The organism is Actinomadura mexicana (assembly GCF_900188105.1).
GTDB classification, from domain to species: Bacteria; Actinomycetota; Actinomycetes; order Streptosporangiales; family Streptosporangiaceae; genus Spirillospora; species Spirillospora mexicana.
In genome coordinates, this window is the sequence record NZ_FZNP01000004.1 from 259,558 (window position 1) to 275,192 (window position 15,635).

At 68.9% G+C, this 15,635-nt stretch carries 16 protein-coding genes; 6 read left to right on the top strand and 10 right to left on the bottom strand.

Going from position 1 to position 15,635, the window contains the following annotated elements; genetic code table 11:
- The first annotated feature begins 26 nt into the window (after positions 1 to 26).
- The 6 genes from CHC11_RS12580 to CHC11_RS12605 all read left to right on the top strand — a co-directional run bounded on the left by CHC11_RS12580 (position 27) and on the right by CHC11_RS12605 (position 4,667).
- On the top strand, positions 27 to 758 hold the full coding sequence (locus CHC11_RS12580) for an SDR family NAD(P)-dependent oxidoreductase (protein ID WP_089311878.1): 732 nt from the start codon (positions 27 to 29) through the stop codon (positions 756 to 758).
- A 4-nt stretch (positions 759 to 762) separates the two neighbouring features.
- Complete coding sequence (locus CHC11_RS12585; RefSeq protein ID WP_089311879.1) at positions 763 to 2,400, top strand: FAD-dependent monooxygenase; 1,638 nt, start codon at positions 763 to 765, stop codon at positions 2,398 to 2,400.
- Entirely contained in the window at positions 2,387 to 2,779 is a 393-nt protein-coding gene (locus CHC11_RS12590; protein ID WP_089311880.1) for a cupin domain-containing protein, read from the top strand. The genes CHC11_RS12585 and CHC11_RS12590 overlap by 14 nt, the downstream gene beginning before the upstream one ends.
- Complete coding sequence (locus CHC11_RS12595) at positions 2,772 to 3,305, top strand: cupin domain-containing protein (RefSeq protein WP_143227043.1); 534 nt, start codon at positions 2,772 to 2,774, stop codon at positions 3,303 to 3,305. The genes CHC11_RS12590 and CHC11_RS12595 overlap by 8 nt, the downstream gene beginning before the upstream one ends.
- A 61-nt stretch (positions 3,306 to 3,366) precedes the next feature.
- Positions 3,367 to 3,783, top strand: a complete 417-nt coding sequence (locus CHC11_RS12600; protein WP_089311881.1) for a RidA family protein — start codon at positions 3,367 to 3,369, stop codon at positions 3,781 to 3,783.
- Positions 3,780 to 4,667 carry a fumarylacetoacetate hydrolase family protein gene (locus CHC11_RS12605; protein ID WP_218826053.1) on the top strand — a complete coding sequence of 296 codons (888 nt, stop codon included), beginning with the start codon at positions 3,780 to 3,782 and terminating at the stop codon, positions 4,665 to 4,667. Before CHC11_RS12600 ends, CHC11_RS12605 begins: the two co-directional genes overlap by 4 nt.
- Before the next feature lie 721 nt (positions 4,668 to 5,388).
- Here CHC11_RS12605 and CHC11_RS12615 read toward each other — a convergent pair.
- The 10 genes from CHC11_RS12615 to CHC11_RS12660 form a co-directional block, all read right to left on the bottom strand.
- Positions 5,389 to 6,024 (bottom strand): GntR family transcriptional regulator, encoded by a 636-nt coding sequence (locus tag CHC11_RS12615; RefSeq protein ID WP_179278820.1) that lies wholly within the window; start codon positions 6,022 to 6,024, stop codon positions 5,389 to 5,391.
- A 44-nt stretch (positions 6,025 to 6,068) separates the two neighbouring features.
- Positions 6,069 to 6,905: a sugar phosphate isomerase/epimerase family protein gene (locus tag CHC11_RS12620; protein WP_179278821.1), complete on the bottom strand. Its 837-nt coding sequence runs from the start codon at positions 6,903 to 6,905 to the stop codon at positions 6,069 to 6,071.
- Positions 6,902 to 8,650 carry a right-handed parallel beta-helix repeat-containing protein gene (locus tag CHC11_RS12625; protein ID WP_218826054.1) on the bottom strand — a complete coding sequence of 583 codons (1,749 nt, stop codon included), beginning with the start codon at positions 8,648 to 8,650 and terminating at the stop codon, positions 6,902 to 6,904. Before CHC11_RS12625 ends, CHC11_RS12620 begins: the two co-directional genes overlap by 4 nt.
- A 298-nt stretch (positions 8,651 to 8,948) precedes the next feature.
- A complete protein-coding gene (locus tag CHC11_RS12630; RefSeq protein ID WP_089311885.1) occupies positions 8,949 to 9,866 on the bottom strand; it encodes an SMP-30/gluconolactonase/LRE family protein in 918 nt (305 codons plus the stop codon).
- 21 nt (positions 9,867 to 9,887) lie between these two features.
- Positions 9,888 to 10,697, bottom strand: a complete 810-nt coding sequence (locus CHC11_RS12635) for a mycofactocin-coupled SDR family oxidoreductase (RefSeq protein WP_089311886.1) — start codon at positions 10,695 to 10,697, stop codon at positions 9,888 to 9,890.
- Positions 10,694 to 11,383, bottom strand: a complete 690-nt coding sequence (locus CHC11_RS12640; RefSeq protein WP_089311887.1) for an EthD domain-containing protein — start codon at positions 11,381 to 11,383, stop codon at positions 10,694 to 10,696. The genes CHC11_RS12635 and CHC11_RS12640 overlap by 4 nt, the downstream gene beginning before the upstream one ends.
- A 23-nt stretch (positions 11,384 to 11,406) precedes the next feature.
- Positions 11,407 to 12,372 (bottom strand): alpha-ketoacid dehydrogenase subunit beta, encoded by a 966-nt coding sequence (locus CHC11_RS12645; RefSeq protein ID WP_089311888.1) that lies wholly within the window; start codon positions 12,370 to 12,372, stop codon positions 11,407 to 11,409.
- Positions 12,369 to 13,700: a dihydrolipoamide acetyltransferase family protein gene (locus CHC11_RS12650; protein WP_089311889.1), complete on the bottom strand. Its 1,332-nt coding sequence runs from the start codon at positions 13,698 to 13,700 to the stop codon at positions 12,369 to 12,371. Before CHC11_RS12650 ends, CHC11_RS12645 begins: the two co-directional genes overlap by 4 nt.
- Complete coding sequence (locus CHC11_RS12655; protein WP_089311890.1) at positions 13,697 to 14,677, bottom strand: thiamine pyrophosphate-dependent dehydrogenase E1 component subunit alpha; 981 nt, start codon at positions 14,675 to 14,677, stop codon at positions 13,697 to 13,699. Before CHC11_RS12655 ends, CHC11_RS12650 begins: the two co-directional genes overlap by 4 nt.
- The gene (locus tag CHC11_RS12660) at positions 14,674 to 15,483 is read right to left on the bottom strand and encodes an SDR family NAD(P)-dependent oxidoreductase (RefSeq protein WP_089311891.1); all 810 of its coding nucleotides are present in this window, start codon (positions 15,481 to 15,483) and stop codon (positions 14,674 to 14,676) included. Before CHC11_RS12660 ends, CHC11_RS12655 begins: the two co-directional genes overlap by 4 nt.
- Positions 15,484 to 15,635: the final 152 nt, after the last annotated feature.

Sequence of the window (15,635 nt, forward strand, 5' to 3'; positions counted from 1 at the left end):
ACCCGACCGACCGCCAGGAGGCGCATATGAAAGCCGGCTTCGACGCCACGGGCGAGGTACTGCTCGTCACCGGCGGTGCGAGCGGCATCGGCTCCGCGGTCGCGGGGGCCTACGCCGCCGCGGGCGGGACGGCCGTCGTGCTCGACACCGCCGCGCCCTCCCCGGGCCTGCCGCCCCGCGGCCGTGTCGAGCGGCATCGGGTGGACGTGGCAGACCGGGACGCCGTGTTCTCCTGCGTGGCGGACGTGCTCGATCGGCACGGACGGATCGACGGGCTGATCGCCGGTGCGGCGATCCAGCCGCGCAGCGACGTGGTGGCCATGGACCCCGACGAGTGGCGGCGCACGCTGGCCGTCAATCTCGACGGGGTGGTGTGGGCCAGCCAGGCCGTGCTGCCGGCAATGATCGAGCGGCGGTCGGGGTCGATCCTGGTGTTCTCCTCCGGTCTGGCCCACGCCGGCCGCGCACAGGCGTCGGCGTACGCCGCGAGCAAGGGCGCGCTGATCCCTTTCGCCAGGTCGCTCGCTGCGGAGGTGGCCGAGCACCGGGTGCGGGTCAACATCATCCTCCCGGGGGTGATCGACACCCCGCAGTTCCGTCTGGCCAACCCGGAAGGCGGCGAGCGCGAGCACTGGGAGCGGACGACGGGGATCGGGGCACCCGACGACGTGGTCGGCCCACTGATGTTCCTGCTGTCCGACGCCGCCACGATGACCGGCTCGCAACTGACCCGCGACCGTGCCCTCAGTAAGGAGTGACGCCATGACCGTTCCGCCGGAGGACCTTCCCGTCGCCGTGATCGGGGCTGGGCCCGTCGGCCTCACGACGGCACTGGGGCTGGCCCACTACGGAGTGCCCGTAGCGGTCTTCGAGGAAGATGCCGGCCTCTCACTGGACACCAAGGCGGGAACGGTGCTCACACGGACCCTGGAGGTGCTGCACCGGTACGGTGCGCTTCCCGGGGTGCTCCGGGCGTCGTTGCGGCTGGAGGAGATCGGCGACATCGACCTCGCGACCAACACGTCGGCGCGCAGCGTGCGGACCGGCACGCTCGTCGACGACACCCGGTTCCCCTTCGTGATCAACATTCCTCAGCACGAGCTGGAGCCGGTGCTGAGGGCGGCACTCGACGAACGGTGCCCGGGCGCACTACGGATGAACCACCGGCTGACCGGGTTCACCCAGAAGAACGACCATGTGGAGCTGCGGCTCGACACCCCGGACGGTCTGCGCGCCGTCCGGGCCCGATACGTGCTCGCCTGCGACGGCGGGCGGTCGCAGGTGCGGGATCGGCTCGGGATCGCCGTCAGCGGGAGGACGCTGGACGAGCGCTACATGCTCGTCGATCTCAAGGTGGACCTCGACGTGGCGAATCCTCGCGACTATCCCTATCTCGCCTATTTCGGGGATCCGGAGGAGTGGATGATCCTCGTGCGCCAGCCGCACTGCTGGCGGTTCCTGTACCCCCTCGCGCCGGGCCGGCCCGAACCCACGCGGCGCGAGCTGGCGGACAAATGCCGCAGGTTCATCGGCGACGTCTCAGGGCTGGAGGTCATCGGCACCAACGTCTACACGGTGCACCAGCGGGTGGCCGAGCGGTGGCGGGTCGGGCGGATGTTCCTCATGGGCGACGCCGCCCACCTGATCACGCCCATGTGGGCGCTCGGGCTCAACACGGGCGTGCTCGACGCCTCCAACCTGCCCTGGCGGCTGGCGTGGGTGCTGCGCGGCTGGGCTGGCGAGGAGTTGCTGGACGGATACGAGAGCGAGCAGGCACCGGTCGCCGTCCAGGGGGCCGGGCAGATGGCCGAGGCCGCACGCACCTACATGGCACGGCGTTCCGACGGCGTCGAGGCGATGGGCGACGGCGAATGGGGCAATGCGTTCACCCGCTCTCTCCTCGGCGTCCGCCTGGACGTCGACGGCACCGGCGACTGGTCGATGGTGAAGTCGGGGTCGGCGCCCGGCGCGGTCCGGGCGGGGGACCGCGCGCCCGACCTCCCGCTCTTCGGCCACAACGGAATGCTCTTCCTGCACGACCTGGTCGCGGACGGCTTCGTCGCGCTGTACTTCACCGACACGCGCCGCGGGCCGCGCATTCCCGGACCGGAGTCCCCGGGGCTGCGCCGCTTCGCCGTCAGCCGGTGGGACGCGCCGCACGACTCCGGCCTGCGGCGGCGTGCGCTCTTCGATCCCGGCGGCCGTGTCGAACAGCGGTTCGGTGTACCTCCCGACACCGTCGTGCTCGTCCGGCCGGACGCGCACGTGGCGGCGATCGCGTCGTTCGCCCCCCACTCCGGGCGCGACGTCGCGGCCGAGCTGTACGCCCGCGCCGTCGGCCGCCCCGTCCCCGTCGCGTCCGAGCAATCCGAAAGAGAGGAAGCCCATGTCAGCGGATGAGATCGCCATCGCTCCGGACGGCTCCGAGGTCACCCTCGGCAAGGTCGGTCAGAGGGTCGTCTTCGAGAACGCCAGCGTCCGGGTCTGGGACATCGTCCTCGAACCGGGCGAGCAGCAGACGTGGCACCGGCACGGCAACCCTTACCTGGTCATCGCGCTGGCCGCCGCGGACAACCGGATCGATCCCCTCGACGGCGGCGAGCCGCGTCTGGTGCACGAGCCGTTCGGCGGCGTCGTGTACCGACTGCCCGGCGAGGTCCACATGCTGACGAACCGCGGGAACACCCGATACCACAGCAGGCTCGTCGAGCTGAAGACGGCCGGCGAGGACGCGGCAGACGGTTCGCGCGAGGCCGGAGGGGGACCCGGGCATGACTGAGCCGCTGGTCACGCCGTGCCCGCCATGCCCCGCGGGTGTGTCCGAACACGAATGGGCGGACAACGTTTCCGATCCCGCTGCGTACTCCGGTGCGGCACCGGACCGGTCCCGCGAACAGCTCGTCACGAACGGCCAAGGGGAGCTCCTCGGCCGATTCCGTGAGGTCCTGCTCCGGACGGACGACCTGGAGTGGGTGGACAAGACGTTGGCCGGGCTCTCCCAGCGGCTGCTGTGGCGCGACGACGCGACAGGCGCGTCCATCGCTCTCGTCCGGTTCCTGAAGGGTGCCGGGATCCCGTCCCGCCACTCCCACGCGTCCAACCAGTTCATGTTCTGCCTGAGCGGGCGGTACACGTATTTGCCCACCGGGCTGACGCTGACCCGGGGCTCGTTCTACTGGAACCCGAAGGGCAGCATGCACGGTCCGACCCTCGCCGAAGAGGAGTCGGTCCTCCTTGAGACCTACGACGGGCCGCACTATCCGACTCAACCCGAGTGGTACACCGACCCCGCCGACGCACGGTAGCCACGGAGCCCCGGCCGCCTCCAGCGGCCACGTTCGCAACCCACCCGAAAGGCGGGCGTCCATGCCCAAGCAGGAAGTGAGATCCGTCGACCTGGCCGTCCCGAACGGCCATTTCGCCCAAGCCGTGTCAGCGAGTTCCCAAGGGCGACTGGTGTTCGTCTCCGGGATGACCGCTCGCACCAGATCCGGCACGGTCGAGGGGATCGGAGACATCACCGCGCAGACTCACCAGGTGTGCCGGAACATCAGGGCCGCCATGGAAGCGGCCGGGGGCACGCTCGACGACATCGTGCGCGTCGACGTCTACGTGCGCAACATGGAGGACTTCGCCGCGATCCACGCCGTACGCAGGCAGTACTTCACCGGCGTGCCTCCCGCGTCGACGCTGGTCGAGGTCTCGAAGTTCGTGAACAAGGACTACCTGATCGAGATCAACGCGATCGCGGTCCTCCGGGACGGCCAGGGTCAGGGCACGTGAGGCTCGCCGCGGTGCACCACGCCGGCGCGGCCCACATCGGGCTGGTATCGGCGGACGGTGAGACGATCGCGCTGCTCCCCCCGGAACTGGGCACCCTCGACGATGCCGTCCGCGGCGGCCCGCCCGCTCTGGATGCGCTCGCCGCGGCGGCGATGGGCGCCCCGGCCTGCCCCCTGGCCGAGGTGACGCTCACCGCCCCGCTGCGGCGCTTCAACCGCGACATCCTCGCTACGGGCTGGAACTACTGGGACCATTTCGACGAGTCGCTCGGGAAACGCGAAGGGCAGGACCCGAAGTCGCGGCCGACCCGGCCGACCTTCTTCGGCAAGGGCCCAGGCACCGTGATCGGACCGTACGACGACATCGCCTTCGACCCGGACCTGTCCACGAAGTGGGACTACGAGGCCGAAGTCGCGATCGTGATCGGGAAGGACGGCCGGTCGATCCCCGAGGAAACCGCGCTCGACCACGTCTTCGGCTACTGCGTGGCCAACGACGTGTCCCAGCGCGACCTGCAACGGGCCCACGGCGGGCAGTGGCTGAAGGGGAAGAGCGTCGACGCGACCATGCCTCTCGGACCATGGATCACCACCGCTGACGAGATCGCCGACCCCTATGCGCTGCGCGTCCAGTGCGAGGTCAACGGAAAGCTGTTGCAGAACGCCTCCACGGGGCAGGTCGCCTTCCGCTTCGAACGGCTCATCGCCGAACTCTCCCTGGGCATGACGCTCCGGGCCGGCGACGTCGTTCTCACCGGCACGCCGAGCGGGATCGGCAACGCCCGCGACCCGCAGATCTTCCTCGCCCACGGCGACGTCGTCGTCACCAGGGTCGACCGCCTCGGCGAACTGCGGAACCGGGTCGCGCGCACCGTCCTGACCTGAAGCTCCATGCCGGTTCGAACCGCCTGGGAAACCGAGTTCGGCCGACGCTGGGCATACGCCTCGACGAGGCGGACCGGACTGACACCGACCCGATAGTCGGCCGGTCAGCAGGTACGCGGCGTCGAAGGCAGCCATCCGGCTCTTCGCGCGGACGACGTGGTCCCACCGGCATGAATCGAGGACTCCCGGGGGCACCGGCACCACCGCTTTCGGGGAGGAGAAGACGGCCCAGGCGATCAAGGAGAACGTCGCCGCGACCGTAACCAGGGGCCGCATGGGTCATGCCTGGGGAGGCCACCACAGTCCCAGGGTGGCCAGTGCAACTTCCGCCGCCGAACTCGGCCGACCAGGACAAGCGGTCGCAATGATCGACCGTCTGCGTGAGCGCTTCGGGAATCTGCGAAGCGTACTGTGGCTCCCCCGCTGGCTCCCGGGACTACGAAGCGGTCATCGGGACACACGAGTTCGCACCGTGGGCGACGCTCTAAACTGCGGAAACTTGGGGTGGGCGATAAGCCTGGGTGCGGCAGGTGGTGCTCCCCGGGTTTCTCCTCGCGTGCACTGGGGAGCAGCCTGATGATAGGCGGGGTTACCGCAGTTCAGGTCATGGGGATCCAACGCGAGCCGCGTTGCCGTTTCTGCCATGCCGAAACGATCTTCCAGGCCGTCCACACGATGACACTCCGCCGGCCGGCGTCAGGCTGAACGCCGCATCGGTCGGCTACCGGTCGAACAATTCTCGATGCGTGGCCAACCGAAGGCGGCTCCGTTCGATGTGCACACGGATGAGATCCTCCCCGGCTCTGGCGTTGCCGGTGATGGCCGCATCGGCGATCAGCCGGTGCTCGTCATCGGCAACGGCGAACTCCTGGTCCGTGAAGGTCGTCAGCAGGATCCGTCGATAACGCTGTGTCGTGTTCCAGAACTCGACGATCATCCGCAGCAACCGAGGGGTCGGAACACCGGCATAGCAGGCCAGGTGGAAGCGCCGGTCGGCATCAAGCCAGGCATCCGGGCGACCCGTCAGCGACTCCAGTTCGTCGGCCAGCCGAGAGACCTCTGCGCGCTGCTCCGCTGACAGGTTGCCGACGCTCTCGGCGAACGCCAGCGGCTCTAACCTTTCGCGGATCTTGTAGATCTCGGTGTACTCCGCGAAGTCGAGGATCGCCACCCGCGCGCCGCTGTTCGGGCGGATGACGACCAGCCCTTCGCTTTCCAATTGCCGAAGAGCCTCGCGAACCGGAAGCCTGCTTACCCCATGTTCCCTGGCAACGGCTTCCTGCCGGATCGGCGCCCCCGGCGACAGCTCTCCGGCAAGGATCGCTTCTCGGAGGTAGCGTCCAACGACCTGCGTCATCGGTTCGTTCGGCTCCGCAGCGTCAGCGGGCTCGGCGCCCCTCCTCAATGGCTGATCCGCTCGGCGAGGAGGTCGCGCATCTGGACCGTCTCGGAGACCACGTCGCATTCGTCGCAGCGCAGCTGCGGCATCCACAGATACTCGGTCGCCAGGACGCCGTCGTAGCCCGCCTCTCTCAGAGCCGTGATCGCCCGCCCGAAGTCGATCTCGTTGTCACGCATGCCGACCTGAAGCCGGCCCTCCCTGGCCGCGCGGGCGTGGAAGTGGCGCACCCGTCCGAGGACCGGGTCGAGTGCGGCAGGCTCATGGCCCTGCATGACGAAGTGGGAGTAGTCGAGGGTAACGCCGAGTTCGGGGACCATTTCGAGAAGGCGAACGGTGTCCTCGGGGGAGGCGATCACCGATCCGATGTGGGGCTCCACGGACACCCGCACACCGGCTTCCGCACCTGCCGCGACGCGCATGGCCAGCTCGTCGGCGGCACGTTCCAGCGACCTGTCGTGCGGCTCGCCTTCGAATTCCAGGCCGGGAATCAGAGTCATGCCCTCGACGCCCAGCAGGCGGGCGAACTCGAGCATCTCCTCGAAGACCGCTCGGCCGCGCGCCCGTTCATCGGCCGATGGATTGTTCACGGCCATCACGGCATAGTCCAGGTCAGGGACGAGGAACAGGTCCGCGATCGTCAGCCCGCGACTCCTCGTCCGCTCCCCGATTCGCTCCGCCCACCCCCGGATGTCGCCCCGTACGTCCTCGGGTCGTACGTGCGAACTACCGCTCCAGAGCGCGATGTTGACCGCTTCGAAGCCGAGTAGGCGTATCAGGTCACAGACCGTCTCGTGCTCTAGCAGGGGGAAGCCGTGGTCGCAGCACGACAGCTTCATGGCTGGTCCTGGGAGTCGAGGAGCCGCCGATAGCGGGGCTCCAAGCCGGCGTTCCTGACGATCGCGCGGCATTCGCGGTCGGCGAGGCACGCCTCGGACGCCGCGTCGGCCGGCAGGACAGTGTTCTCACCGACCTCGACCTCCGCGGGCTTTCCGCAGCCCCAGAAGGGTTCAGGGTGGACCCAGAAGTTCTGCGCGAACCTGATGTGCCTGACCTGCGAGTCTCCTTCGAGGGAGCAGCCGCCCGCGGACTTCAGCGCGTCATAGGCGACGTTCCCCCGGACGGTGACCCAACGGGATCCGAGATCGGTGTACAGCGCGGTGTTGAAACCGTTCTTGAGGCCGTGGACGACGTTGCCCGAGACCACTGCTCCGTCGCTGTACGAGCTTCCTTGAGCGGAGTTGAGATAGATGCCGCCACCATCGTGGAGCACCTTCATCAGGTCGAAGACGCGGTTGTCGAGGATCTTCGTTCCCCGCGCCGCCGGGTTCGCCGACTGGGATGCACCGATGTTGATCAGTCCTGTGTACGGCAGGTCGTTGATCTGGTTGTGCCTGATCGTCAGGTCGGTGGTCTCGACCGCGTAGATCCCGACGCTGGCGTGGAACTCTCGGCCGATATCGTGGATCCAGTTGTTCTCGACGACGTTGTCGCGGCTGCCGCCGGTCAGTTCGTCCTTCGGACGTCCGTCACCGACAAGGATGCCGCCACCGGACACGTCCGAGATTACGTTGCCTCGGACCATGACCTTGTCCGATGCGCCGATCTCCAGGGCCTGGCCGCCGAGCCGGCCGAACCTGTTGCCCTCCACGATGATCCGCTTGGTGTTCAGGAACGCGACGTGGCCGGGGATGGCGCGGTAGTGCTCGCTGAGTTGCGCCTTCGGGTCGGCAGGGTCGCCGTCTTCGAAGAAGCTGCCGAACCAGTTGATGAATCCGTTGTCGCCGCTCGGTTGGTTCCAGGTCGCATAGGCGAAATCGAAGCCCCTGATCGTGACGTCGTGCAGCGGCGCCTCGGCGCTGCCGGAACCGCTCACCAGAGTCTCCAGGACGGGTGCGACCACCGACGCGCGCCGAAGGTCCTCACCTGGCCGTGGGACGTAGTACAGGGTGTGCTCACCCGGCTTGGAACGATCGAGGTAGAAGCTGCCGGGGTCGGAGAGGAAGGACTTGCTGTTCTCCAGCAAGGTCGGTTTCAGGGGCTGCGGGTTTCCCCACTCGGCCGCGATCGCGAAGACACGCTGGGCGCGGCGGAAGCAGGGCTGATCCATAACGATCGTCGTCGAGTTGGCGTCGCCGCTGATGGAGGCGATGCCGCAGCGCGGCTCGGCCCAGGCCACCGCGCCCTTGTAGACGATCTCCATGTCCTCGGGCCGGCTCCATGACAGCGGCACGTCGCTGTCGACCACGTAACCGGTGTCGGTGACCTTGAACGTGAGCCCCGACAGCGGGGCCGAGGTCGCGGTACGTGCAGCCCGGCGCCCGTCGACGTACAGCTGGCGCGTCTCGAGATCGCCGACCGATGCCCGCCACACGTTGCGGCCGTCGTCGGCCCGGGTCCAGCCAGTGATCGCTCGACCGCCGCTGAGCGTGACCTTCTCCTGCCCGCCGGTCCCGTATCCGTATGCCTGATAGACGACCTGGTGACCATTGGTCCCGGAGTCTCCGGCCTCGTCGGTCATGCGCAGCGGTTCGCTGAGGTTGTACGTGCCGCCGCGTACATTGACGACGACATCGGACCGCATGTTCTCGGTCAGCGCGCGGACCGCCTCCTGGGCCCGGGTCAAGGTCGCGAACGGTTGGCGCTTGGAGCCCGGCCAGCCGTCGTCGCCGTCTGGGGAGACGTACAGTTCGACTGCCCGGGCGCGACCGGACTCGGCGGCCGCCGTCCCTGCTCCAGCGAGCATGCAGACGAGAGTAATCGGAATCGCCAGCGCCGAAGTCCTGAGACTGAGGCGTAGGCCGCGGCGAAATGGTCTCATCGGTGAACCTCCTGGTCGGATCTTTGGCTGTCAGGTCCCCGCCGGGCTGCAGAATCGCGACTCATGGCGTGCCTGCCCCGGGTACTTCGATGCGGCAGCTCAGCAGCCGCGCTTCGTGCTCGTGCTCGGGATCGCCTTGGCCGTACGGTGCGGCCGCGCACATGAACAGCGTGCGGCGGTCCGGGCCGCCCAGCGCGACGGCGAAGACCGTCTGGCCCTGGCCGACGGGAACGGCTTCGAGGATCTCGCCGCCCTCCCCCACTCGCAGGGCGCCGTTTCCCGCCGCGTCGCCGATCCACAGCGCACCCTCGGCATCGAGCGCCATTCCGTCCGGCAGCGGGACACCGGAACCGGTGGCCTCATGCGTCGTCGCGAATGCCCGCGGCGCGAACTCGGCCCATGTCCGGCGGTTCGACAGGGACCCGTCAGGTGCTCGTTCGAAGGCGGTGATCCGGCCCGCGAACGTCTCGGCGAGGAGCAGTGTGGCGCCGTCCGGCGTGATCACGACCCCGTTGGGGAAGACGACGTCCTCGGCCGCGACGGCGACCCTGCCGTCCGGGTCGACCCGCAGCAGGTTCGTCGGCTGGATCTCCGGGTTGGCGGCATCGTTCCATCCGAAGTTGCCGACGTACGCTCGGCCCTGGCCGTCGACGACCATGTCGTTGCAATGCCAGGCCGCGTGGTGCGAGAGGTCGGCCACCATGACGAGCCCGCCGGAATCGAGCCGCAGCAGGCGCCGGTCGACCATCGATGAGACCAGCAGCCGCCCGCGTGGATCCCAGCCCAGACCGGAGGGCATGCCGTCGGCCAACGTGCAGATCGTCTCAACCGTGCCGTCCGCACCGAACGCGAGGACTCTTCGCGTGAAGAAGTCGGATGCCCAGAGCCGACCATCGTGCCATCGCGGCCCCTCCAGGAACGACAGGTGCTCGGCATGCACCTGGATCTCGCGCTCCCGCCTAGGGTCGGGGGTCGTCATGTCGTCCTCCTCGTCGATCGGTCATGTCCCGGGTCTCCCGCCCACCAGCAACGCGCCGGCGTCGATCGGCAGGGCGGCACCGGTGATGTAGCGGGCTTCGTCGGAGGCGAGGAACAGGACCGCGTTGCTGACGTCTACTGGCTCGATCCAGGGCACGGGCAGCGCATGCACCGGGCGGTACCGCGCTTCCAATTGGTCCTTGTCAAGGCCGGGAGGAATGAGCCGCGTGAACATCGGCGTCCAGACAGTCGTCGGATGGACCGAGTTCACTCGGATCCGTTGGCCCGCGAACTCAGCCGCCAGGGACTTCGCCAGACCGGTCACCGCGTGTTTGGACGCCGCGTAGCCGGCGAGCATCGCCGACGCGCGAAACGACTCGGTCGAGCCGACGAGGACGATCGCTCCACTACCGGCGGCCAGAAGGTGCGGCAGCGCAGCGCGGCATGTGTGCCAGGCGCCGGTCACGTTGACGTCCAGCGTGCGCTGCCAGCTCTCGCTGGTCTCCTCAAGGCTGGGTGCGACCGACAAGACCCCGGCGTTGGCCACGGCGACGTCGAGCCTCCCCAGGGTCGCCACCCCGTGATCGACCGCTTCTGTCAACTGCTGTTCGTCGCGGACGTCGGCTTCGACCGCCACCGCACGCCGCCCCATGTCCTGCACCATCCGGACTGTTTCCGCGAGGCCGTCCGGGTCATCGTCCGGCGGCAGTAGGTCGACGGTGATGACGTCCGCGCCTTCCTCCGCGAAGCGGACTGCGTGCGAGCGCCCCTGCCCTCGGGAGGCTCCGGTGATGAGGGCGACCCGCCCCTCGAACCGTTTCCGAGTGCTCATGATTCGACCCGCTCGCCGATCGGCTCGTAGAACCAGGAGATCACCTGGGACGGGTCGATGGCCGGGCTGGAGGTGACTGCCGCAGACGGCCGAATCGATTCCGTACGCCGCTGCGTTCCGGGCACGTCGTCGGTGTCCGCCTCATAGAGGGCGAGGTGGGGCCGCAGCGGCCGCAGGTCGGGCCGCGGTGCGATGAACTCGAAGCGCCGGGCCGAGGCGATGCCTTCGACGGCGAGCATGCCGGGGATCCGCTCGGTCACGTACCAGGCATCGAACTCGTCGTCGCACCCCTCCTTCGGGGTGGTGAACTCCAGGAGCACTCGCCGGTGTTCGAGGGGCCAGTGGACCGTTTCGCTTGTGCGTCGGTCCATGGTCGCTCGGTAATACCATGCGACCGACTTGGCCTGATCGATCGACGGATCGAACGGCATCCGGTCGGTGCCGGCGACCGCGGCCAGCCGGGCATGCGTCTCCCGAATGTCCTCGGTCTCCGTCTCGTAGAGGGCGAGATACGGCCGCAGGGGCTCGTCGCCGGACCGCTGGGGGACGAAGCGGAATCGTTGGACGGCGACGAAATCGGGGATCTTCAGTACGTCGGGGATGTGCACGGTGTCGTACCACCGGTTGAACTCGGCGGTCATCCCGTCAGCCGGCTGTGTGAGAACGACGAAGACATGGTTGGCCATGACGATTGCTCCTCTCGAGCTGGTCAGCGGGTGGCGCGGGCCACGATCTCGTCGGCGATGCGTCGCGGGTCGGGCAGGAACGCGTCCTCCAGCGGAGGGCTGTACGGCACCGGCGCGTCGGCGGTGGCGATGCGCCACGCGTCGTCGAGATCGCCGAGTCCCTGTTCGGTGACGCGTGCGACGACCTCTCCCGCCCAGCCGCCGGTGAGCGGCCCTTCCTCAACGACCACGAGCCGCGTGGTCTTCGCGACCGACCGCAGCACGGTGTCGACGTCCAGCGGCCGGATGGTGCGCAGATCGACGACCTCGGCCGAGATGCCCTGTTCGGCGAGCAGGCCCGCCGCCGCGAGACTGTCGTGGACCCCCTTCATGACGCTGACGATCGTCACGTCGGCGCCTTCCCGTACGACGGCCGCCCTGCCGAGCGGAACGTCTTCGCCACTCGCCTGGCCTTTCATCGAGTACAGCCGCTTGTGCTCGAAGAAGACCACCGGGTTGTCGTCTCGGATGGCGGCTCTCAGCAGCGCCTTGGCGTCCGCGGGGCTCGAGGGGGCGACGAGCTTGATGCCGGTGATCCCGTGGAGCCAGGACACGGGCATCTGCGAGTGGATGGCTCCGAAACGGCCCCCGGCTCCGACGACGCAGCGGATCACGAGTGGTACGCCGCGCTCCCCGTCGAGGAAATGGAACTTGGCCGCCTGGTTGATCAGGCAGTCCATGGTCAGCGGCAGGAAGTCGCCGAACATGATCTCAAGGACCGGCCGCAGTCCGCAGACGGCGGCGCCGTACGCGGCACCGGCCATCGCCATCTCGGAGATCGGCGTGTCGAACACGCGCTGCGGGCCGTATTTCTCGTAGAGCCCGGGGGTGACGGCGAACACGCCACCCGCGATGGCGACGTCTTCCCCGAAGAGCACGACGCGCTCGTCTCGGCCCAGTTCCTCGTCGAGGGCTTCGCGGATCGCGGTACGAAACTCGAGGTCGGTCATGCCAGTCCATCCCTATCCGTTTGCGCGGGCGGCACGACGAGCTCCAAGGGGTTCTCGAGCACCGTTCTCAGCCGATCGAGGAAGCGGGCGCCGTCCGCGCCGTACACCGCCCGGTGGTCGCAGCTCAGGCTGACCTGCATCAGGTCCCTGGCGGTCACCGAGCCGTCAGAGGCGAACATCGGCCGACGTACGACCGTGCCCACCGCGAGGATCGCCACCTGCGGCGGATTGATGACCGCCGAGAAGTTCAGCACCCCGAACATCCCGAGGTTGGTCACAGTGAAGGTGGCGCCGGCGAGCTCGGACAGGGTCGCGGTCCTGGAGCGCGCACGCTCGGCCGCCGCCCGCGTGTGCATGGCGATCTCGGCGACCGCCAGGGTGTCGACGTCGGAGACGGTCGGTACCAGCAGCGCGTCGTCGGTGGCGACGGCGACCCCGATGTTGACCCGTCCATGGCGCACGACATGGTCGCCGCCCCAGGATGCGTTGAGCCGTGGATGCTCGCGCAACGTCATCGCGACCGCTTTGACGACGAGGTCGTTGACCGAGAACGGCCTCTCGGGGCGGAGCGCGAGGAGCGACCGGCGCAACTCCAGCGCAGACGTCATGTCGATCTCGGCTGTCAGCGTGAACTCTGGGATCTCGGTCCGGGACGCGCTCATCCGGCGCGCGATGGTCTTCTGCGTAGGGCTGAGCGCGATCGGCTCCTCCGCTGGGCGGGCCGGCTGCTGCGCGTCGGCTCGACGCGGTGGCGCGGTCTTCGTCGCGCTGCCGACCCTTGTGACGTCGGCACGGACGATGCGTCCGAACGGTCCGGTCGCCGGCACGGTGTCCAGTTCGACTCCGAGCTCGGTGGCGGCACGGCGGGCGGCCGGAGTCGCGGAGACCCGATGCGGGCGATCGCCGACGGCGGGCGGGACCGCCACCGTTGGCGGCTTCGCAACGGCGGCCAGAGCCGCCGACGGAGGGGGCGGTGCGGTCGGGGGGGTCGTGGGCGGCAGCACAGCGGGTCTCGGGACAGTGGGCGGCAGCACGGCGCGTGGCGGTGCGGCGGAGTCGGGCTCCGCAGCGGACGTCCCGGGAACTGCGAGCCGGGCGATCGGCGCGCCGAGGGCGGCGACACCGCCCGCACCGACCAGCACCTCCTCCAGGACGCCGTCGACCTCGGCCTCGTAGACCATCGTCGCCTTGTCGGTCTCGATCTCGACGAGGTCGTCGCCGCGGGACACCCGGTCGCCCGGGGCCTTCAGCCACTCGACGATCGTGGCCTCCTCCATCGAGTCCGACAGTCTGGGCATGAGGACCGTCTCGACCGACTGCGTCGTCATGCCGCACCGCCCTCGCAGAACTCGGCCGGAAGGTTCGCCGGATCGGGCCAGGGCGCCGCGAGTGCGGCCGCCTCGGCTCGGGAAAGCTCCTCATCGACCGCGGTCGTCACGCGGTCCAGTTCCGCCGCGGGCACGCCTTCCTGCTCCAGGCGGGCGCGGCATAGGGCCAGCGGGTCGTGCTCGCGCCACGCGTCCAGTTCACCGGCGGGGCGGTACCGCGCCGGATCGCTGCGCGAGTGGCCGACGAAGCGGTAGGTGTGTGCTTCGACCAGGCTCGGTCCGCCGCCCGACCGGGCCCGTTCCACCGCCCGGGCTGCGGCCGCCCGTACCTCCCACACGCGCATCCCGTCGACCTGCTCGGCAGGGACGCCCAGCGAGTGCGACCGGCTCGCGATGTCCCCGCCGCTCACGGCGGACGTCAGCGTGTACTCCATGTACAGGTTGTTCTCGCAGACGAACACCACCGGCAGCGCGAAGACGTGCGCGAAGTTCAAGCACTCGAAGAAGTAGGCCTGGTTGGTAGCGCCGTCGCCGAAGTAGGCGACCGCGACCCCGCCACTGCTGCGGACCGCCATCGCCGCGCCGACCGCGGCGGCTATGGAGCCGCCGACGATTCCGTAACTGCCGAGATACCCGTGCCGCATCGACGTCACGTTCATCGACCCGGCACGTCCGCCGTTGATGCCGGTGGCTCGGCCCAGCATCTCGTCGAGCAGCTCCTGGGCCCCGATTCCGCGGGCCAGCGCATGGCCGTGCCCCCGGTAGGTCCCGGCTATCCGGTCGCGATCGTCGAGGACGCTCGAGACACCGACGGGAACGGCTTCCTGCCCGTTGCACAGATGCGTTGTCCCGTAAACCTCTCCCTTGAGGAAGAGCGACTGCAGGCGCTCCTCGAAGACCCTGATCCGAGCCATCGAGTGATACAGGCCGAGATAGGTCGCGCGGTCTGCGTCCGTCCACGAACCGTCAGCGTTCATGCGCGCTTCCCTTGGCCGGCCGGCGCAGCGGCGTCGACCGCGAATCCGACGTTGCCGTTGAGGGTCATGCCCCCGTCGACGACGATCTCCTGGCCGGCGAGGTAGGCGGCCGCGTCGGAGGCGAGAAAGACGATCACACCGGCGATGTCATCCGGCTGCCCGACCCGCCCGAGGGCGATTCGCTCCTCGTAGGTCCGCCGGACGTCCGGTGTGTAGATGTGCGCCGTGAGCGGCGTCTCCGTCGCGCCCGGGGCGACCGCGTTGATGCCCACACCCTGGGCGCCGAACTCCAGCGCGAGTGCACGGGTGAGACCGACCACGCCGCCCTTGGCCGTGATGTAGGCGGACATGTCGGAGATCGGCTGTGTCGCGGTGATCGACGAGACGTTGACGATCCGGCCGCATCTCCGGGGCGCCATCCGGCGCAGGGCCGCGCGACAGCCGTGGTAGTAGCCGTTCAGGTTGGAGGCGAGCAGATCATGCCACTCGGCGTCCGACATCTCGAGGAACGGCCGGACCATGATGCGGGCCGCGTTGTTCACCCAAATGTCGATCGGACCCAACTCGTCCTCGACGCGCGCCGCGAAGCTCTCGACCGCCCCGGGGTCCGCCGTGTTCCCCTCGACCATCAGAGCGCGTCGTCCGGCCTGCTCGATGCCGGCGACCGTGGTCTCGGCACCCTCCAGATCCGGAAGGTGGATGCTCGCCACATCGGCGCCCGCTCGGGCAAGCGCGACCGCCGTGGCCTGGCCGATACCGCGGGACGCCCCGGTGACCACGGCACGCTTCCCATTCAGATCGAACACCTTTACGCCACCCTGCCCGCGACGCGCGCGCCTGCCACGAACCCTCTGTTCGGATCCACAATCGCCCTTTCGGTGGGTTTGGTACGCTGCAGAGGCGCACCTGGAAGGCTTATTGGATCCAAGCTTGCTGTTCAGGCGTTGAGCTTGTCAAC